Source organism: Candidatus Poribacteria bacterium (assembly GCA_028820845.1).
Taxonomy (GTDB): Bacteria; Poribacteria; WGA-4E; order WGA-4E; family WGA-3G; genus WGA-3G.
The window spans coordinates 36,222-54,940 of sequence record JAPPII010000035.1 but is presented as its reverse complement, the minus strand read 5'-3'; the positions used below and the strand labels follow the sequence as shown (position 1 = coordinate 54,940).

The following is an 18,719-nucleotide window of genomic DNA, read 5'->3' as shown; positions in this document are numbered from 1 at the left end:
TTATTGCAGTCGGGCAATTAAGCGTTTAACCATATCTTCTTTTTCTTCAATATCTTCTAGACTTGCTTTTAGATGACTATCTGTGTTTTTCTTTGCAGCTTCCTTACGCGCGTTTTGGAGTTTCTCAATACTATCCTGAATTTGCTCATGGGTTTTGCCAGACCCTCTTTCTTCAGCTTCTGTGCGCATTCTAAGTAATTCAAATTCTCGTCCTTTTACAGAAGCTTCAATGGCATCGTTAATATATTTTTCACGTTCTGAGATAATACCATCTACCAGTGTAGGAATTGCTTTTTTATACCATTCTAGTGCCCATTCGTTGTTCATTTTTTTCATTTTTGATTGAGCCGCTTTCCAGCAGAACGGAGAGTGAACAATTTCTAAGATGACATATCGGAAAAATCGCCACTGACGCTCATTTAATTCACTGATACTCATCGCTAAGAGCCCCCGAAGTCCGTGCGCGTTCGCATCAAAAATTGAAACTCGTGGTTCGCGTATGTAACCGGTGAGACTCCTATGGACCGTTTTTTCTTTCGGAGAGAAGTATTTGTTAAGGGCTGCGAGATAAACTTCTGTAACAAATTCTACAAGTTCAAATCTTTTCGGATATTCAAAAGGAGAGGTCAGAGGTTGCAAGCGTTTTAATTCTTCAACAACGGTAAAAATAGTCATAGCATAGCCAAGTTGAAAAGCCTGGGTTGCCAAAGTTTGGAAGAGGACGCGGGCCTTTTGGCTCAATTCTACGTGATCTTCCTGGTTGTTTTCATTATCAAACAAGTCGGGGTTTATATGAAAAAAACTACATGCTCGAAAACGATGAAATTCGCGTTCATGATAGCCGAGTGCTTGCATCACAGATTCACAGAATTTAATCTGTCGCTGTAAATGGAGCGGAGCTGTTCCATCTTCATAGATACATGCTTCTCTTTCATCTTTCAACCTTTCAAAATGTGATTCAAAAACATTCCGAACTCCACTTCCTTCAAAAACCAGACTATATGCTTTTTTCTGTTCAACCTGAGATTGAAAGTTAGGATCTAAAAGTTTCATTCTCAAGCGACGAAGTTCGGAATTATGAATTGTAAAGGGACGAAATCCATCAAAAAGGCTTACTAGTGCTTTGTCTGCCATATCCCCCAGTTTTTCAATTATTTCATCTACTTCATCCGGAGGTAATGTCTTACCTGAATTACGCGATAAAGTTGGGTAGTTTTCAATTCTTGTTCCAAGTAAGATCTCAACTGGACGGTTGCTGTTTCTTATTTTGCGACCATCTGAAATATCTTCATAATTGTCTAGTCTAAATGCTTCATCAGAACCGAAAAACAATGCTCCATGAACTTTGTGCAGCGCAATCGCGCTGCTATATTCAAGTCGACCTGAGATAACTTCTTTCTCTCCAATTTCTGTGTCTGAATCTCCATAAGAAATTGAATAGATTCGGGCTAATCCGTCCTCTTTTCTGTTACGATTTTTGAGAGTGGACAAGGTTTTACGCATTAGGCGTGCAGCGATATCATCATCATCTAGCAAAAGAGTTCGCGCTGCACTAACTCGTTTAGCACTACGATTTACGACCAGAAATATTTCGCGACAAATAGAACTTAAATCAATACCTTGCTCTCGCGGTATAGGATTACCCTTATGTAGGTCTGGAAAATAGACGATACATACTGGCAATTCAATACTTTTGACTTGTTCAGAGGTTACCTCAATATGATCATAATAAGAGGCGAAAGCATTGTCCCCCCAATTTTGGTTCAGTTGACGGTGTAGAGCTAGCACTGCCATAGCTCGGTGTTGACCATCAACAATTATGAAAGCAGAACGTTGTCTGTTGTAACTCAGACTTGCCAGTGGTGTTAACTGGCCATCCCATTCAATTTGTTCAAAATCAAATAAATTACCATACTCCTCAACCTGATTAATGACCTCTTGAGGTGGATAAAAACCCTCAATACCCGATCCAGTATCTTTACGAGGAACAATTACCGCTAAAATTGGAGGAAAGAACTTTGCTCTACCTCCTAATTCACCAAGCAAGTAGGGAATTAGATCGTGTGCTACTCGTGAATCATCAAGATCCCGCTGTAATAACTCATCAAAACTCAACTCTTCAACATTAAATACCTCACGCCAAGGTTTCATTTCGGATGCTAATTCGCATTCCCAATTACCATCACTCCCGGGCTTTATTTTCGTAAGAAGATATTTCGCACGAATAGTATTTTCACCTTTACCTATAGTAAATTCACCAAATGAACCATAAATTACTGAAGTTTTAGGATTATCAAAACTTCTAGACATTGTTTATCCCCTTCCACAAATTGGATCGGCTAGAATTTGAAGAATTTGCTCTAAGTTTCTTAACTTATCTTGTAGATCAACCGGATAAACGCAGACTACTAAATCTTTTGGAGCTATCCCTTTTACTCTTGCATTAATAGCAAAAGAATGATTTAAATCAAACTGATCTAGGACCTCTTGCACCCGCGCATTAGAATGGTTTGCCAGATACTTACTTATTGGTTCATCGGGTTCCCATAGCTGAGTAAGTAAATCATAGTGCTGCTTAATTCTCCGGCGTAAGTTCTTGCTAGCGATACCAATATAGAGCGGTGTAGCAAAATAAGGAACCATCAAATTTTGAAGAAAGGATTTGATTAAATCACCCCCTTCAACAACCGCACCTGAAACAACTTTATCGACCGGTTGACGTTTCTGTCTTCCCCCATGTAGAACCTTGGCATCTGAATCAACTTCCCAAACTAGGTCATACCGCATAGCAATTTCAGTCTTTACGTTTGAAGGACTTGTGATTAACCTTCCTAACGTTTCAGCCTCACGGTCCCCGAATACACGTGGCCGATAATACCACGCATAAATACCCGGTAGTTCCGGAGTTCCCGCTATGTCACTACCTTGAAACTCAATTGTATTCATACTGACAGACCTTAGGCCTCATCATCCACAAGTTATACACCTATTACTTATGACAAATCAAACACGGCTCCTCATCATCCTCATCGTCAAGAACCTCAGCGAGGATTTCAGTTGGAGTGAGGATTTGCATCAAGGTTTGATTCGGCTTGATCTTTTTCTTTTCTGCTATTGCTTTTTTCTTATCTTCTATCGCCTTTTTGGTATTTGCCTTGATTTCTGCTATCCGTTCCGGTTTTGATAGTTCTTCTAAACTTTCACCCTGACACCATGTGAACAATTCTCCAGTTTTTGAATGTGGATTCGGTTTTTCGTATGTTTTAGCGAGTTCAAAGAGGTCAGGATGCTGCTCTAACAGTCCAACCCACTCAGATTTACGTTGGAAGAAGCAGAAATAGCATCCGGAACGCGTACGCCAGTCGTAGTAGGCGGGGAGTCTTACCCCGTTTTTCTCTAAAATTTGGTAGACATCCTCTTTAGTGATGCCGTCCTCTTTGAAAGGATATTTGGGTTCGATGTTGCGGAGAGACGAGATTTTTGGTGGTTTGTAGCCGATACGATCCTCATCAGCACGGATAGCAATGTAGTGATACACTTTATCTTCACTGAAGTGTTCTTCAACATGTTTTTCAAAAGGTCTTATTTTCAGCTTAATGGTGCACCAACGCACCTGAGACGATGGTAACAAACCTCCGTGTAGTGTTAGCCAATGATCGAAATCGCGTTCAACGTTGAGGCGGATGATTTCTTTGCCAAGGAATACCTCCAACTTATCCAAGTACTCATAGGTTTCTGGTAGTTCTTTTCCGGTATCAGTGAAAAAGTATTCCATTTCTGGTTCTTTGTCTCGCATGTAAACTGCAAGTGCTGAGCTGTCTTTTCCACCTGAGAGTCCGAGAAGATGACGTGTTTTTTGTGCCATGCTCCCTCCTATAAATGCCTTTAATCGAGAAGAATCATTACCTTAAATCAATTTTAACATAACGCACACATAAAGTAAAACTAAATTTTATTTTTATTCTTCCTGCTGTTGCTTCCACTCTTGTGAAATGCATGCTAAAATAGCACTACGAAGATCAGGATCGGCATCTATCTTAAAATCATTAAGGACTTCTTTTAACCTCTTTCCTATTTCGGGAACTCTTTTCTCAGTGGTAAGCGGCAAAGTAACAACCCACACCTGCTCATCTTGGTTTGGCCTGGTGATTCCTATCCGAATTCGTTGCCCTTCTGATGATTCGGAACGTTTCCGTTTTTCGTATGACACTGCTTCAAAATGTAGAAATTTCTTTGCAAGTTGAGAAAGGCTGATTTCAAATTGTGCTTTATCTTTGTCTATCCAAGAGGCAGGTGGTTTGTTGACTACGAAAGTTGCAATTGCTTCAAGCCAATTATCGAAATCAAGTCCACTGTCGCAAATTCGCATCAAAAATCCTGTGAGTTGTGTGCCTCTTGTAACTTCCTCTAATGGCTCAGCTAAATTAATTAATTCTCTACGGAGTTGTTCATCTTTATATTCTACAGAGAAATTAAATGCTAGCTGTTGTTCAACAGAATTTAGCAGAGAAGGATAAGTCTGTTTTAGTTCGTCTAATACGTTCCGCATTGCTTTGAAGAATTGGTCCGTCTTTGCCGGATTAGTATCTCTTTCTGCACTGAAAGCGGGGTACCCCATGACTTCAGGTAAATCATAAAAGAGCAATGTGTCAGGTTCGCGCGCGTCTAAAACGACTTCCCGCAGGTTTTTGGCATCTTCGCTCAAAGTTTGAGTCATCAAAGTGTATTTAGGAAGGCTAGCAACAAAAAGCATAAGTGGTGTGGCTACTGTTAACAGATTTGGTATGTCTATATCTGATGTTTGATCAAGAGCCTCTAGGTACCGTGCTAAAACATCTGTTCTGTGGGTTGTCATCCGAAACCTTTTCAGTTCAAATTGTTCAGGAACCTTAAGCAGCCGTTCAAAAACTGGCATTGACAGATCCGGTACAAAGGATCCATTTTCATAGAGTGCGACTTCTGTTTTGTAACAGAGTATCGCAGCACACAACAGAATTGGAAGTGGACCCCTTCGGATTCCATAAGGTTTTGCCATCAGTCTTTTATAGAGTTCTGTAATAGGTTGTCGCTCATTTTCGCACTTGATAAAAAAATCCTCAATGGCATTCCATGTATCCTTCATTTTGTTTTTATCGTGTGTTCTGTTGGGTGGATGAAATCCCCATTTACGGTAATGGCTTCGATGTATTCCTGAATTCAATAAAAGGGAACAGTAGATGCTCATTTCAGGCGGAGAGCCGGTGATACCAAGATTTTCTTGGTCTCCATTTTCAAGCATGGCTTGGATTAATTCTCGCCTTGCTGCTGTCACTGTCCCAGAGATTTTTCGCCGATTGATGAGTTCATTCCGTAGGGTCGGTGTCCGGTTGTAAACTTGGTCGCAGATTGTTGACAGGTATGCGTTTCTTACACTATGGGTTGAAATATTTTTCCTTTGTTGTCCTTTATGGTACCAGCAGCAAGTGTTCGCGTTGTTTTCGTCAAAAATTGCTTTTAATTGTCTCAAAACATCTTTTTCTGCTTCTATAAGTCTTGCTGATAGTTCACGTCTTGCGACCTGATTCCTTTGTAATTCGGATGTATTTTGTTGAACCCATCGTAATTTTGCCACCTCAAAAGCTGCCTCTTGCAGAGAACCAATAGAGTTAGGAATTGCAATCAAGATTTCTTCTCGGTTCACCTTTTTTGCTTTTTTACGTAACTGTTCCGATTCAGATTCACTTATAGGCAAAGCATAAAGTACGAGGCCATCTGCATCTTCAAACGATTCTCTCAAATCCGCATCAAAGTTCTCAAGATCGGTGTAACGAACAGTAAAGTACCGTAAAGTGCCTTTATCAAACAGGTGTCGTCGTGCAACCAAGGGACGTTTCGGCATGTAGTGCGATAGATTTGTAGCAAATGCTCCCGTTGTGTTAACATGTGTTTCAGCTTCAAGGAGTTTGGCCTCAATGTCAATGTCACTCCCTTCCCATATTAAAAAAGTATCATTATAACTACGGTGAGTAATAATCGAATGTTTTTTTAATTCGCTGATGGCAGAACCAAATTCTTTTGCGAAGGTTTCTGAATTATCGTCAAGTGCATAATAAAGCAACTTTTCTGAAGCTTTTAAACTGTTTATTACCTCTCCGGCGATACTGAGTAGTCCAATAGTTTTAATCACTTTAACCATTATTTCGGTAGGATCCGGCAACCGATTAATGGCGGATTCAATTTCAGCCCATTTCTTGCCCTCACCAGAGGTATAGAGTTTATTACCTTGCGTGAGGTTAAAGTAATCGTACAGGTTTGCGAGTCTATACGTTGGTAGTCGGTTACCACAGTAATGTTGGGTTGAAAGGAAGTCTTGCAAGCCGGATGGTTCACTTGAACTCATAAAGGCGAAAAGAGAACGTTCGTTCTGTGCGAATCGGCGAAAGAGTGGTCCAATGAGAAGTGACACTGTAGGATGGAGCGGAAGACAACTTTCCAAGAGTTGGATAAATTCAGTGTCGTCAAGTTGGCGAAGCTTAAGCCCTAATTCAGTTACACTGTTAAAATTATCTTTGCAGGCGATGTCTAAAGACTTCTCAAGTGCTGTGCCGACTAAGTGGAGTAATTGCTCTGTGGGTTCAATAAAGGGAACATCTTCAAATCGTCCTTGGATTTTTGCCCATTCTTCACGTTGTAATTTCGCGGTACGTTGTCCGTACATTTCAAACGCTTGATGAAGGATAGTTAAAAAAAATAAGGGGGTCTTTTCACTTCTCTCAGCAAATTCAGCAAGTTCTTGTAAAACATGCATATCTCCTTGTGCCGGGTACTGAGAAGCGTATTCAAGAAACTTTCCGAACTCATCAATCACGAGCAATAACCCAGTGCCTTCATGTTCCTCAACTTGGTGCATTGCTGATTCAAAGAGTTTTATAATTTCAGAAGAGTTAGGGAGGGTTCCTTTTCCTGCTGCTTCCAAACATTTCTTAATTGTCGGAAGTGGGGATTTTGTTTCTGATATTCCATTGAAAGAGGTAAGACCACGTTGCAAACCACGTAAAAGAGCAAGCGAGATTGGAGCGCGTTCTCCAGAAATAAGAATAGGACAGAACTTAAAAGGAGAAGACTGTTTGTTACCTTTTATATTGGTGAATCGTTTATATAAGTCGGTATTCTTTTGTTCAAGTAGTTTTAATGCTTGTCGCGTTGTCGGAGAGACGGAACTCCTGAGCAGCTTTGCAGTAAAGAGTGCAAAAGTTGATTTTCCAGATCCATAAGGTCCAGTGAGAGACCATGCTTTCGATGACTTACCGTTTTCTAAAGCTGAAACGATGCGCTCTAACATCTCAAGTGCTGTTTCTGTTACAACGTAGCCCTCCAAAAGATTTTCATCGGTATAGAAATCCCGCTCCAGGTGAACTGAGCGTTGGAAACGCCCTTTAACGTGAAAAATGTCAGATAGTACTTTACTCATAAACACCTTTCAAATAAACACCTTTCAAAAGTTCTAGCATATCCAATTTTTCATGTCGGGAAATCTGCTTTAATCCTGCAGTATCATCAAAAATCATATTACCATGAGTTATTGTTTCAAGTTTTTCGAGGGACATTACCAATGTATTCTCATCAAGTTTGAAAACTTGACCAGGACTTAATTTTGAATACATGACTTTTGAAAAAGAAAGTGTGTTCGAGTTTGGAAAACAATCATTCCAGAATTCGCTTATAGTTAGAGCAAGCATTGAATCTGTCAACGATGGTTTTGGACCCAAATTGAATTGATACCTGTTTTCGCCCTGCTCAACCTGTACTTCGCGAATTAAGTCTAATTCGACCAATGGGCAATCAAATGTGTCCTCAATAATTGCAGTTTCTGATGAGTGTGAAAGACAATATGTTCGAAAAAAGCAGTTGACATCCTTTTGGATCGTATTTTCGGAAGGCTGCTTTCTTATATTTTTTTGCTGTTTTATCCAATAGATAAGGTCCTTAGTTAAGGATTTTCTTGTGAACTCTGGGTAATTGAGGAAATTAAAAGCCCAAGACCACGTGGCTGCTTGATTTTTATTTGTCGCAATTTTCCAATGGATCCACCACAAAGTAGATGGATTTTCGAGGTAAGGGTCAAATCCCTTTTTATCCTTAAAAATTGCTTCACCAAACTCAGATGCCTTAAAACCACCCGATATTTTTTCAATAAGGTTGGCAGCTAAACACCAATGACGTATGGAACCGACCATGTTTTTACCAACGCCTAAAGTAACTGGTGCATTATCGTCTGTAAAAACGTTTGTCTTATCCATCACTGCATCAACACCTTTTTTTAGCCATGTATACCGAAACGGAAATGTCTGGTGCCCTGAAAAGGATGGACTCACCAGATATGGCGAAGTTGTGTGTTCGGAGATTAGGAGATTTTCCATATAACTTATTATACGATAGATAGCGGAAAAACGCAACATATTTTCGCGAAGATTCGGGATATTTTTTGACATTTTTTGGAAAATCTGGTATGCTTTTATTGTTCGTTGCAGTAGTGCTTGACTTCAGAGGGTTTTCCCATGTTTGTAATACTTACTAGGCAAAACCTTTTAGGTGATATGTCACGCTCTTTTTCTTTTTAGGTTTCGTAGTGTTGCTTTCAGCGGGTAAATTGCTAAATGCCCAAGTATGAAGTTGGAATCACAGAGATTAACACGCTTGTTCGCCGCCTCGGTTATGTTTCCGCAATTCTACGATTGCTTGAGCATAAAACATTAGGCGAGTCTACGCTTTATTCTCGACTTGAAAAATGGAGCCTTAATCATGAAAAAGATTTGATGGGTTACGCGAATCAGCAGGGATTTATTAAAGCGACACGCGGGCAAGCTGCTCCAAAACGTTATACGAATTTCGCTGTTTCGTTGGGGCTTATAGGGCGAATCGCTGGCGCGTGCCGCGTTACACGGTTTGGGAAAACATTGCTGCCGTTTCTCCACCAAGCACCCGATCACAATCCGTTTGAACTGACTCACGCGGAACGCTGTGCGTATTTGTATTGGCTTCTGTTGAAGGATAGCGATCAACTTCTGACAGTTATTAGAATGTTGGTAGGCAGATCTCCTCAATCTCTTGCCGATTTGCAAAACGCTTTTCCCACGTTTTATCTTCAGCAATTGCAAGCCCGCATGTTGACAGCGGAAGAGCATGTAGCACGTGACATCTTGTCAGTCCGAAATCGCGTGGCACATTGGAAGGAAGAATCAAAACGTTCTATTGAAAATATTGTGCCGCCACGTATTCATTGGTTGGCAGACCTCGGTTTAGTCTCAATTGCAAGTGATGGAAAGAGACAGTCTGGATTAACAAAGAGGGGAATACAGTTTTCTCGATCTCTTCCGAAAATTCAAGAAGGGCAGGTTTTTCACACAAGTCCGGCGTGGTTGCGGAGGCAATTTTTTGGCATTGCTGGACGGGTGCTTAGTGGCACAACTGACCGGCAATGGGCAAATATACAGCAGTTAGACAGAAAAGAACTGCTTCATAAACTCACTTTTCAGGCTTTTGAAACGCTCCGGAGTACACCGACCCCGAAGATTTCTTTATATCCTGCACTCATTTATATGGCACTCCTTCTCATTGTGGATAGGGGCATCGCGGTGAACCTTGAGGAACTTCATGCAGATCTAAATACGTTTTCTAAAGAGCTTGATACACCGCATGCAGTTCGATTTTCCCACCGCGAGAATGAGTCTTATCTTATCTTTTTTCCAACCTAACTCAAGATTTATGGACATTCTGATTCCCGATACATCTTCACTCATAAACATACATGAGGTCTATGTAGGACGTTCCTATATCACTGAGGTTTTAAGTCAACTGTTTGATGTGCAAGTCTCACGAGAGATTCCCCACGAGATTAGACGACATAGAGGGCAGTTAGGAAACCACGGCAAGCAAATGTTGCAATTTGTACGTCAAGCAAGGCGCTATTTTCACCGTGAACGGGATTATGAGAAGATCCTTTTCGACCAATTTGCCCCAAGTGGCAATCCATGTAAAAATCAAGGAGAACGTTATAACTGCGCACTCACCCTTTGGTTGGTTCGGAGACAATATGCAGGACAGGTCATCATGTTAACAGATGATATGAATGCACGTAGAGGTTTTATAGATTGGTACGAAAGGCACTTCAAAACAGCAGAAACTTGGACTTCATTGGATTTACTGATGCATATCTATCTCGTTATGTTTCCAAAGTGGTCGTACGTTCAGGCTTATTCGGCTTTAAGACATGTAAATCCTAACGTCGCCGGAACGCGAGAGGAAATAACAAAACGCCTGAGTAAGTATCGTGGTTGTCTCAAGTTGTTAGATAGCATGCTTAAAAACATGCCATCTGTGAAAAAAATGAGGTGAGTTATGAAGTTCTCAATTGATTGGAATTTAGTGACTTTGCGGGAAAACCCCTTTATGGTTAACCCTCCTACTGACCCTAAACGAGCAATTTGGGCAGGCATGGATGAACTCAAAGATGAATTTAAAAGTGTCTTCTGGGAAGCAAAAGCATCTGCACCAACGCAAGTGGTACTATGTCGAGGGCCTATTGGCGGCGGCAAAACCCATGCTTCACTTTTCTTTAGTTCTGACAAAAATATTCCTGACGCATCTCCGAGTATACAGAGTATAGAAGTTCTCAGAGTTCAGACACCTACTGAAACCGGGAATCCTGCAAGGGATTTTTATCTGGATGTCATCGAGCAGATTGGACTTGAGCGAATAGGGGAAGCTGTGAAAAAAAACGTGGGGTCTGTTGGGCGGAACGTCGTTGAGCGAAACCTGCGTCAAACGATGGTAAGCAGTGATTTCGTGAATGCGCTGCTTAAGTTATATGAGGCTTCGCCAATTTCCCCAGGGGCTGGATCGCCGCTAAGTGCGTACTTTCTCGGCAAATGCACAACTACTGAATTGCGGAAACTTGGCTTGAATCGAAACATTGAGAAAACGCAAGATTATTTTCGGGTATTGGCAGGCGTTTTTCGTTGTCTTACTGGGTTATCTGAGTCCGCTGATGTAACCCAGCACAATCGATTCTGCCTATGGATTGATGAAATGGAGAATTTCATCTATTTTACACCTCCACAATACCGTCCTTTTGGACAAGGGTTGCGTGAACTGGTAGATCGCCTCCCCTATTTCTTCACACTTTTCATGAATTTCACGCTTACTTCGCCGGAGGAATATGAGGAAATTGAACTGATTCTCGGAGGTTATCTCACTGATCGGATTACCGGACAGATTTTCTTTCATGAAGTGAAAGACCAAGAAAAGATGCTGCAATATGTCCGTGAACTTCTCTCTCACTATAGAATCGAAGAAAAACCCAAAACGCCTTATTTTCCGTTTACAGAGGAGGCACTCAGGGCACTCATGTCTAACTTACAACGCGGAACACCGAGAGACATGAATAAGCGGTGTCGTAATGCGCTGATGAGAGCGTTTGAGAGGAGGATTTTTCAAGACGGAAAGGATTCGGAAATTACGCTCAAATTTGTACAAGAGATGAGTCAGGAAGAGTTGGACAAAGAAATTGGATAATCAGAATTCAAAATCCGCGTCCTCCGCGATAATCCGTGAAAATCCGCGATTCAGACCGCACTCCTGTAAATCCTAAAATCCTGCAAATCCTGATTCTGACAGACACCAGTCGCCATCTGCCAATCGCCAACTTATTTTTTACTTGACATCCGTTAGCAAAGATAGTATAATATAGCATAAGACTTTCCAAAGAGGTGAAGGGTGAATATTGTATCAATTTATAAAGCGCTGGTGTGGAAATCCACACAAATCTTTTCAGCCAACCACAGAAATTTATTACTAACTGTTAACCAAAAACAACCAACAGACATAAAAAATGTTACACTTTTCGGACTTTTTATTTTTTTCCAACAGAAAATAAAACGTCAACTAACCTTTACAACCACTGGGTTTACTAACGCTCCATCCCGTCTTAAAAATGTTACACCAGTGTAACATTTTCATTTTAAGGCGGATTCTAAGAAAATATATCATTATGTTAAATACATATTCGTATCTGTATAATCCCGTGAATCCTTGAATCCTGTGCATCCTGATTCAGACAATAAGCACAGATTGAAACATGGGTTAAAGATGTGCTATACTAAAGCAGAAGTTTCTATCTGATCTTTTATAGCAAGGAACATACTGCACCCAATATGCACATCGAAGCACTCGATTACCCGCTCATCCATATCCCTGATGGTGAATTCATCATGGGCACCATCCCGACTGGACTCCGAAAGACCGACCCTGAAGAACCGCAACGGAGCGTGCTGCTCGATGCTTATGCTATCGGCACGTATCAGGTCACAAACGCCCAATACGCACAGTTTGTAGAGGCGACGGGAGATCCACACCCGCTGTTCTGGAGAGAAGCACATCTCAACGCCCCCGATTGCCCTGTCGTCGGTGTGAGTTGGGAGGATGCGATGCGTTTTTTGGAATGGCTCAATGCGTATGAAGATACAGGGTATCGCTTGCCATCGGAGGCGGAGTGGGAGAAGGCGGCGCGCGGCACGGATGCCCGCGAATATCCTTGGGGAGACGTATGGGATGCAAGCAGAGCAAACACATCGGAATCGGGGAATCGGCGGTTGATGCCTGTCGGGAGTTATCCATCCGGTATGAGTCCCTACGGGTGCTACGATATGGCAGGCAACGCTTATGACTGGTGCAGCGACTGGTTTCACATGGAGACCTACAAATACTCGCCTGCGGAGAATCCGTTGGGCGCGAGTGAAGGTCGGCGGCGAGTGATTCGTGGCGGTTCGTGGATTGCACGTGGGGAGTTTGCGGCGCGGTGTGCGAACCGTGCGGCGTATGAACCGATACAGGCGATTCACAGCGTCGGTTTTCGGATTGCCATGGATCTTTAAGCTCGGTTTGTGCTGCGCGACGTGCGATGAATCGCACTACTACGAACGAAACAACTTATAATGAGGTGGCATTGGTTTTTACAAGAGACGTAAAAGACAAGGATGCCCAAAATCCGTGTAATCCGTGTAATCCGTATAATCCGCGATTCAGATGAATGAATATGCACAAAAAACCGTTAACCCAACACCTCCAAGACTTCCGAGACGCACTGCTGAACTGGTTCGGAGACTACCAGCGCGAGATGCCGTGGCGGAACACAGATAACCCATACTACATCTGGGTTTCGGAGGTGATGCTCCAACAGACGCAGGTCAAGAAGGTTGTAGACTACTATGAACGGTTCATCGACCGGTTTCCTGACGTGCAGCACTTGGCAGCCGCGCCGCTCCAAGATGTACTGAAGGTCTGGGAAGGTTTGGGGTATTACGCCAGAGCGCGGAACCTCCACAAAGCCGCACAGGTTATTGTGAACGAGTTGGATGGCAAGATTCCGCGGGACTATGCAACCTTTCGGAAATTACCCGGTGTCGGCGATTACAGCGCGGCGGCGGTGCAGAGCATCGCCTTTAATGAACCTTATGCCGCTGTGGACGGGAATATCAAACGCGTGGTGGCGCGTCTGTTCCTGATGGATGCACCGGTTAACGATGCGAAGTCAGCGAAACGGTTTCAGGCGCGCGCAGATAAACTCTTGGATCAACAGGCCCCCGGACTTTTTAATCAGGCGATGATGGAGTTGGGAGCCACTGTGTGTCGTCCGCAATCGCCGACCTGTCTCATCTGTCCTGTGAATGCGTTTTGTGAGGCGTTCCAGACGGCACGTCAAGACGAGTTCCCGAAACGTCGCGAGACGAAACCTGTGCCGGAACATCGCGTTGCTGTCGGGGTCATCTACAGAGGGAACGAGGTTCTCATTACACAGCGACAGCTTAACGGGCTGCTCGGTGGACTCTGGGAGTTCCCGGGGGGTGAGATTGCTGAAGGTGAGACCGCTGAAGCAGCGTGCGTTCGGAACATCAGAGAGGTCGTTAATCTTTCTGTCAGCGATATAAAATACCTCACCCGTGTGAGACACGCTTTCACGCATTTCAAGATAGTCGTGGATGTCTTTGTGTGCGATTATCAGTCGGGTAAGGTTGTGCTGAATGGACCACGGGATGCGAAGTGGATTCAGATTGAGACGTTAGGTGATTATCCGCTCCCGCGTGCGACACATAAGTTTAAAGAATACATACAAAGAAAGCCTTGAATTTCGTCAGAGGGTCGTATATAATTTAGATAAATGGTATATCTTTGCTACATAGAGGTCACCGATGCAAGCAAGCTTAGAAAACATATTGGAAGCATTCAACCAACTTCCTGAGATAGAAAAACACACGATTGCCTCCGAAATCATAAAACAGGTAACTTCATTGGATATTCCGCCTTTGACGGATGAGGCACTCACGGAAATTGCTGACGCACTTTTTGTTGAACATGACAAAATGGAGGCGGCGGATGCCAAGACAAAATCGAGGTGAAGTCTGGTTAGTTGATCTCGGAATGGTCGCCAAAGTCAGACCTTGCCTCGTTATCAGCATAGCCGCCCGCATCAAGGACCGCGCACTTGTCACGGTTGTGACACATACAACAAGCACGCGTGGCTCAAGGTTTGAAATCCCTATAAGAACGAGATTTCTGGACACTGGTGTTTTCGACGCACAAAGTATAGTCACAGTCTCAGAAGCGAAGTTCTTAAGAAAATTGGGGAATCTCCAGCCTGAGCAATTATCCGTGGTTGAAGATGCTGTGCGTCAATGGCTAAAACTCTAACAAATAGGACTCACGTAGATAATCGCCAACCGCTAATTGTCTGATCCAAACCGTGCCTCGTACTTTTCCCATACCTCATCAGGTAAAGGCGTACTCGCAGCACGGACGTTTGCCTCAAGCTGCTCGACGTTCAGATTCCCAATATTATTACCCTGAATCCGCTCTTCTCGGAGACAGAACTGGAGCGCGAGCTGGAGCAAGTTAATATCTTCTTCGAGACACCACTTCCAAATCTCTCTGGCACGCGGCACATCGCCGTCGTTGCGCCAACGTCCCCTTGCGATTTCAGCGTCAATATCAACGCCTGTGAGGATACCACGCAGGATAGACCACCCGTTCATCACACCGATATCGGCTTCAGCGGCGGCAGGTAGAATGTCGTCTGCTGCGGTCTGTCGGACGAGGTTGTAATCGTTGAAGCACAAGATGAGATCGACATCGCCAGTCGCCATTGCCTTGAGGTGGAAGTCGTGGGGACGCATCCCGTAGCCGAGGAACCGCACGAGTCCACGCGCCTTACACTGAAGCAAACCGTCGAGTGTGCCGCCCTTTTCGAGCGTCGGATCGATTTCGCCGGGATCGTGGATGAGCATACCGTCAAAGTAGTCTGTGCCGAGGAGTTCAAGTTGGCTTTCGAGGTCAGCGATGGCGCGTTCAGCAGAATAGTCGGGTCTGCCTTCGCCGTAGCCACCCCACTCTGCTGCGGAATGACAACAGAGCCTTCCGGTAATGATGACATCCTCGCGCGGAATCTCCTTGAGTGCCAATCCAAGTTTCCGCATTGAATCGCCATAGCAACGCGCACAATCGAAGTGGTTAACTCCGATAGACACCGAGTGTTTAACGAGTGCCACAGCGTCTTCATCAGAAACGAAGCCGAAGTTGTTTCCGAACCCCTGTGTGCCGAATGGGATGACGGGGATACTCAGTTCCGTGCGTCCCAACCGTCGTCTCGGAATTGTCGGTAAAGCTTGGTTTGTCATAAAAATCCTCTCTATTCGTTAGCGGTCAGGTCGCTACGCTTTCAGCAATCAGCGGTCAGTTAAGTCGTGTGGCAGTCAGAAACGTTTTTACCCACCATATACGCGAGTGACTGACAACTGAGAGTGCGGGGAATGCCATTAAGGCATTCATACCCGGGGAAGCCCATACGGGCTTCATACCGTTGATTCTGATTCGCGAAGCGGAACGCCCTACGCAAGTCGCGTGTGGACTTGCGGGACAATGCTGACAGCCTATTAATACTTATCCGAGCCTTCAAGTGGAAGCGGGACTGCCCAGATGTTCCGGTACCTAACGTCGTTGCCGTGATCCTGCAGACGGAGCGGACCTGGTTGTGCCAGTTCTGAGTCGATGCTGCCACCCGTAGTACTGGCGAGTTGGGCGTTGTTAATGATGACCAAGCCGTTTTGGACGACGGTTATACGCGGACCTTCCGTCATCTCACCCGCATCGTTGAAGCGCGGTGCCCGGAAAGCGACATCGTAGGTTTGCCATTCAAGCGGGGGTTTACAGGCGTTAACGAGCGGTGCGAATTGGTTGTAAATTGCGCCGCAGTCGCCTTTCCCTGGGACTTCGATGCCGTAGGAGTCCAAGACCTGGACTTCATACCTACCTTGGAGGAACACACCACTGTTGCCTTTCGCTTGACCTGTCGCTTCGGGCATATCGGGACATCTGAATTCGACATGGAGGAAGTGGTCGGTAAAGGTTTCCTTGCTGATGACATCGCCCGCGCGGGGGATGACCAGCATTTGTCCGTCTTCCACTTTCCAACTCGGTTCGCTCCCATCTAAGCTCGTCCAGTTGCTGAGGTCTGTACCGTCAAAAAGGATGACTGCTGATTCTGGGGGTGTTTGTGCCATGAGTTTTCCTTTCGCATGCTAATGAAGATGAAAAAATAAATTAGGTAAACGACGGGCAATGAATTGCCCTACTACAAACAGGCCGGTTCGTAGTAGTGCGATTTATCGCACGTTCAGGAATTACCTGATTAAATACTCAAACCTCGTATGCATGCGCAAATCAATAATGTTGTAAAAATGAGAATTTTTTCATTATTTTAACGGAAATTGCGTTTTTGTCAAAAGCTTTCTTTTATATCTCCCGAACAAGTTCGGGCATCCAAGGAGGATTAGGCTTATGATTCTTTCCCGATGACAGCCACTCATACGTTATCACACCTGTGAAGGGGGTGCTTGAAGGACAGGGATAACATAACAATGGATTGTGCAATCATCCACCGTATCCCTTTCCACTCTCGGTTCCGCATTTTCGCGGTAATCGAACACGACATAATACCCCTCTGCCGCCCCTTCCGATTTCAGATATGCTGATAGTTGTTGTTTGCCTGCCTGATAACCGCGCTCGCTTCGCCAGACTTTCGTTTCGACGATGAACGTCTGTCCGCTGTGTGAGATGACAAGATCAGCTCTCCCTCTACCCGTTGGAACTTCTAAATACATAGTCGCACCGACGATTTTCACGAACTCATCAAGATATGCGAAGAGGAGGTATTGCCCAACGAATTCTTTTGGTGTATCGGGGACTTGGAGTATCCTATAACCGGCGCGTGCGATGAAGTCCTTAAAGTTTTCGATAAGCACCTGCATCTGGAGCTGCCCAGTCGGGGTCATGTATTCCGAAAAGTCAGCGGGCCCGTCCTGGGAGAAGTACTCGTCCTCAAGTCCGTTTATAAGCGGTTGGAATGCTTGCAAAACTCGGTGTAGATAGATTGGATTAATGATCTGACACATTCCGTCCTCATCTGCCCCGATGATACCATAAGTTGCTAACTCACTGATAATCTCATTGTCAAAATTGAAGCGTCTACTTTCTTGGTAAAAGGCTATACGCATAAGTGTCTGTTCAAAACGGGGATTTCTACGTACGTTTGTAATCAGATGTGAAATATTGGTATTTCGCTCCACCAAGAGTTGCTCGTGTGCTTCTGAGAAGTGAGCCTCCTGAATCGTTTCGGTTTTCGGAATGTCAAGTTCCTCAGTGAGAATCTGCGCGAACCTATTGACGAGGAAAGGTTGACCTGCTGTCTGTTTGTGAATCATTTCAACGACTTTGGGCGCGAATTGCTGCCCGACTTCATCGGTGTATTGTGCCAGGAGCTCATGCACCTGCGCCAGGCTGAAGTTTGGGAGTGTAAATTCATCCTGTATGTTGAATGGTGAGATGGAGCGGTCGTAATTGAGTTGTGTGATGTTTTTAACGCCGACAATACCGACGCTGTACGGAGAGCGACTTTCGCGTTCCGTGAGATATATCCGGCGGAGCGAGCGGAGGAAACCGTTAAGAGCGTCCCGTGGAATGCCATCAAATTCGTCAACAATCAGAATAACTTGCTGATTTTCTTCTAATGTGGCGAATTGTTCAAAGAATTCACGCATTGAGATGTGGTTGGTCATCTGCGCGTTCGCCAAAAAATCGCTGAGTTCCTGTGAGAAGGGTTCGCTGCGTTCTTGAAAAACCTTCTGAATTTCTCTACAAATCTCTCTACAAAGAGAGTCGTAAAACTCGGCGGGTGTGATGTATTCGTACTCCTCGAAATTGAGCTGTATCGGAAAATAGTCGTTCCCTTCGTTCATGAGTATTTTGAGAGCATCTTGGAAAAACGTGGTTTTCCCTGTCTGTCGCGGGGCAAAGAGGACGATATAGCGTCCCTCCTTAACGCGGGCGATGAAATCAGTAAGTTCTTCACTGCGAGCGACGACGTAATTATCTTTAGGATTGACGGGACCTTGTGTTCCAAATCGTCTCATATCTTTCTCCTGTGCTTTCGGATGCAAAGCATTCTATCATACCTGGGCGCGAAAGTCAATTGTGTTCTCAGTATGTCCTTTTCAAACAAAATTAGCAATTTTTATGGAAATAATTTGCTTTTTTTCTGAAAATAGCATATAATTTGGTTACAAATAGACTTAATTGGTATTTTAGTGATAATTGCGAAATCGCCCTATTATAACCCTAACCCAACTCGCCAT

General features: G+C 44.0%; 15 protein-coding genes. 7 read left to right on the top strand and 8 right to left on the bottom strand.

Features of this window, described 5'->3' with window-relative positions:
- From OXN25_08880 to OXN25_08860, 5 genes are all read right to left on the bottom strand, one after another.
- A complete protein-coding gene (locus OXN25_08880; GenBank protein MDE0424967.1) occupies positions 1-2,310 on the bottom strand; it encodes a hypothetical protein in 2,310 nt (769 codons plus the stop codon).
- A 3-nt stretch (positions 2,311-2,313) separates the two neighbouring features.
- Positions 2,314-2,946 carry a hypothetical protein gene (locus tag OXN25_08875; GenBank protein MDE0424966.1) on the bottom strand — a complete coding sequence of 211 codons (633 nt, stop codon included), beginning with the start codon at positions 2,944-2,946 and terminating at the stop codon, positions 2,314-2,316.
- A gap of 43 nt (positions 2,947-2,989) precedes the next feature.
- Positions 2,990-3,865 carry a phosphoadenosine phosphosulfate reductase family protein gene (locus OXN25_08870; protein ID MDE0424965.1) on the bottom strand — a complete coding sequence of 292 codons (876 nt, stop codon included), beginning with the start codon at positions 3,863-3,865 and terminating at the stop codon, positions 2,990-2,992.
- Between the two features lie 93 nt (positions 3,866-3,958).
- Positions 3,959-7,450, bottom strand: a complete 3,492-nt coding sequence (locus tag OXN25_08865; GenBank protein ID MDE0424964.1) for a hypothetical protein — start codon at positions 7,448-7,450, stop codon at positions 3,959-3,961.
- On the bottom strand, positions 7,443-8,471 hold the full coding sequence (locus OXN25_08860; GenBank protein MDE0424963.1) for a DUF4007 family protein: 1,029 nt from the start codon (positions 8,469-8,471) through the stop codon (positions 7,443-7,445). Before OXN25_08860 ends, OXN25_08865 begins: the two co-directional genes overlap by 8 nt.
- A gap of 165 nt (positions 8,472-8,636) precedes the next feature.
- On the opposite strand from OXN25_08860, the gene OXN25_08855 reads away from it, so the two are divergent.
- The 7 genes from OXN25_08855 to OXN25_08825 all read left to right on the top strand — a co-directional run bounded on the left by OXN25_08855 (position 8,637) and on the right by OXN25_08825 (position 14,724).
- Positions 8,637-9,734, top strand: coding sequence for a hypothetical protein (locus tag OXN25_08855; protein ID MDE0424962.1), 1,098 nt, complete (start codon positions 8,637-8,639; stop codon positions 9,732-9,734).
- 181 nt (positions 9,735-9,915) lie between these two features.
- The gene (locus tag OXN25_08850; GenBank protein ID MDE0424961.1) at positions 9,916-10,374 is read left to right on the top strand and encodes a hypothetical protein; all 459 of its coding nucleotides are present in this window, start codon (positions 9,916-9,918) and stop codon (positions 10,372-10,374) included.
- Between the two features lie 3 nt (positions 10,375-10,377).
- Positions 10,378-11,553, top strand: coding sequence for a hypothetical protein (locus OXN25_08845; protein MDE0424960.1), 1,176 nt, complete (start codon positions 10,378-10,380; stop codon positions 11,551-11,553).
- Between the two features lie 638 nt (positions 11,554-12,191).
- The gene (locus OXN25_08840; protein MDE0424959.1) at positions 12,192-12,911 is read left to right on the top strand and encodes an SUMF1/EgtB/PvdO family nonheme iron enzyme; all 720 of its coding nucleotides are present in this window, start codon (positions 12,192-12,194) and stop codon (positions 12,909-12,911) included.
- A gap of 161 nt (positions 12,912-13,072) precedes the next feature.
- Positions 13,073-14,161 (top strand): A/G-specific adenine glycosylase, encoded by a 1,089-nt coding sequence (gene mutY, locus OXN25_08835; GenBank protein ID MDE0424958.1) that lies wholly within the window; start codon positions 13,073-13,075, stop codon positions 14,159-14,161.
- 64 nt (positions 14,162-14,225) lie between these two features.
- Positions 14,226-14,432, top strand: coding sequence for a hypothetical protein (locus OXN25_08830; GenBank protein ID MDE0424957.1), 207 nt, complete (start codon positions 14,226-14,228; stop codon positions 14,430-14,432).
- On the top strand, positions 14,410-14,724 hold the full coding sequence (locus tag OXN25_08825) for a type II toxin-antitoxin system PemK/MazF family toxin (GenBank protein ID MDE0424956.1): 315 nt from the start codon (positions 14,410-14,412) through the stop codon (positions 14,722-14,724). The genes OXN25_08830 and OXN25_08825 overlap by 23 nt, the downstream gene beginning before the upstream one ends.
- Positions 14,725-14,756: 32 nt before the next feature.
- Here OXN25_08825 and OXN25_08820 read toward each other — a convergent pair whose 3' ends face one another.
- The 3 genes from OXN25_08820 to OXN25_08810 all read right to left on the bottom strand — a co-directional run bounded on the left by OXN25_08820 (position 14,757) and on the right by OXN25_08810 (position 18,497).
- Positions 14,757-15,707, bottom strand: a complete 951-nt coding sequence (locus tag OXN25_08820) for an aldo/keto reductase (protein MDE0424955.1) — start codon at positions 15,705-15,707, stop codon at positions 14,757-14,759.
- A gap of 255 nt (positions 15,708-15,962) precedes the next feature.
- The gene (locus OXN25_08815) at positions 15,963-16,589 is read right to left on the bottom strand and encodes a DUF1080 domain-containing protein (protein MDE0424954.1); all 627 of its coding nucleotides are present in this window, start codon (positions 16,587-16,589) and stop codon (positions 15,963-15,965) included.
- A 312-nt stretch (positions 16,590-16,901) separates the two neighbouring features.
- Positions 16,902-18,497: an AAA-like domain-containing protein gene (locus OXN25_08810; protein ID MDE0424953.1), complete on the bottom strand. Its 1,596-nt coding sequence runs from the start codon at positions 18,495-18,497 to the stop codon at positions 16,902-16,904.
- Between the last annotated feature and the right edge of the window lie 222 nt (positions 18,498-18,719).

Excerpts from the sequence above, each read along its gene's own strand:
- OXN25_08845 (MDE0424960.1), top strand. The coding sequence starts at position 10,378 with ATGAAGTTCTCAATTGATTGGAATTTAGTGACTTTGCGGGAAAACCCC.
- OXN25_08815 (MDE0424954.1), bottom strand. The coding sequence starts at position 16,589 with ATGGCACAAACACCCCCAGAATCAGCAGTCATCCTTTTTGACGGTACA.
- OXN25_08870 (MDE0424965.1), bottom strand. The coding sequence starts at position 3,865 with ATGGCACAAAAAACACGTCATCTTCTCGGACTCTCAGGTGGAAAAGAC.
- OXN25_08830 (MDE0424957.1), top strand. The coding sequence starts at position 14,226 with ATGCAAGCAAGCTTAGAAAACATATTGGAAGCATTCAACCAACTTCCT.
- OXN25_08840 (MDE0424959.1), top strand. The coding sequence starts at position 12,192 with ATGCACATCGAAGCACTCGATTACCCGCTCATCCATATCCCTGATGGT.
- OXN25_08855 (MDE0424962.1), top strand. The coding sequence starts at position 8,637 with ATGCCCAAGTATGAAGTTGGAATCACAGAGATTAACACGCTTGTTCGC.
- OXN25_08880 (MDE0424967.1), bottom strand. The coding sequence starts at position 2,310 with ATGTCTAGAAGTTTTGATAATCCTAAAACTTCAGTAATTTATGGTTCA.
- OXN25_08865 (MDE0424964.1), bottom strand. The coding sequence starts at position 7,450 with ATGAGTAAAGTACTATCTGACATTTTTCACGTTAAAGGGCGTTTCCAA.
- mutY (MDE0424958.1), top strand. The coding sequence starts at position 13,073 with ATGCACAAAAAACCGTTAACCCAACACCTCCAAGACTTCCGAGACGCA.
- OXN25_08850 (MDE0424961.1), top strand. The coding sequence starts at position 9,916 with ATGTTGCAATTTGTACGTCAAGCAAGGCGCTATTTTCACCGTGAACGG.
- OXN25_08875 (MDE0424966.1), bottom strand. The coding sequence starts at position 2,946 with ATGAATACAATTGAGTTTCAAGGTAGTGACATAGCGGGAACTCCGGAA.
- OXN25_08810 (MDE0424953.1), bottom strand. The coding sequence starts at position 18,497 with ATGAGACGATTTGGAACACAAGGTCCCGTCAATCCTAAAGATAATTAC.
- OXN25_08860 (MDE0424963.1), bottom strand. The coding sequence starts at position 8,471 with ATGTCAAAAAATATCCCGAATCTTCGCGAAAATATGTTGCGTTTTTCC.
- OXN25_08820 (MDE0424955.1), bottom strand. The coding sequence starts at position 15,707 with ATGACAAACCAAGCTTTACCGACAATTCCGAGACGACGGTTGGGACGC.
- OXN25_08825 (MDE0424956.1), top strand. The coding sequence starts at position 14,410 with ATGCCAAGACAAAATCGAGGTGAAGTCTGGTTAGTTGATCTCGGAATG.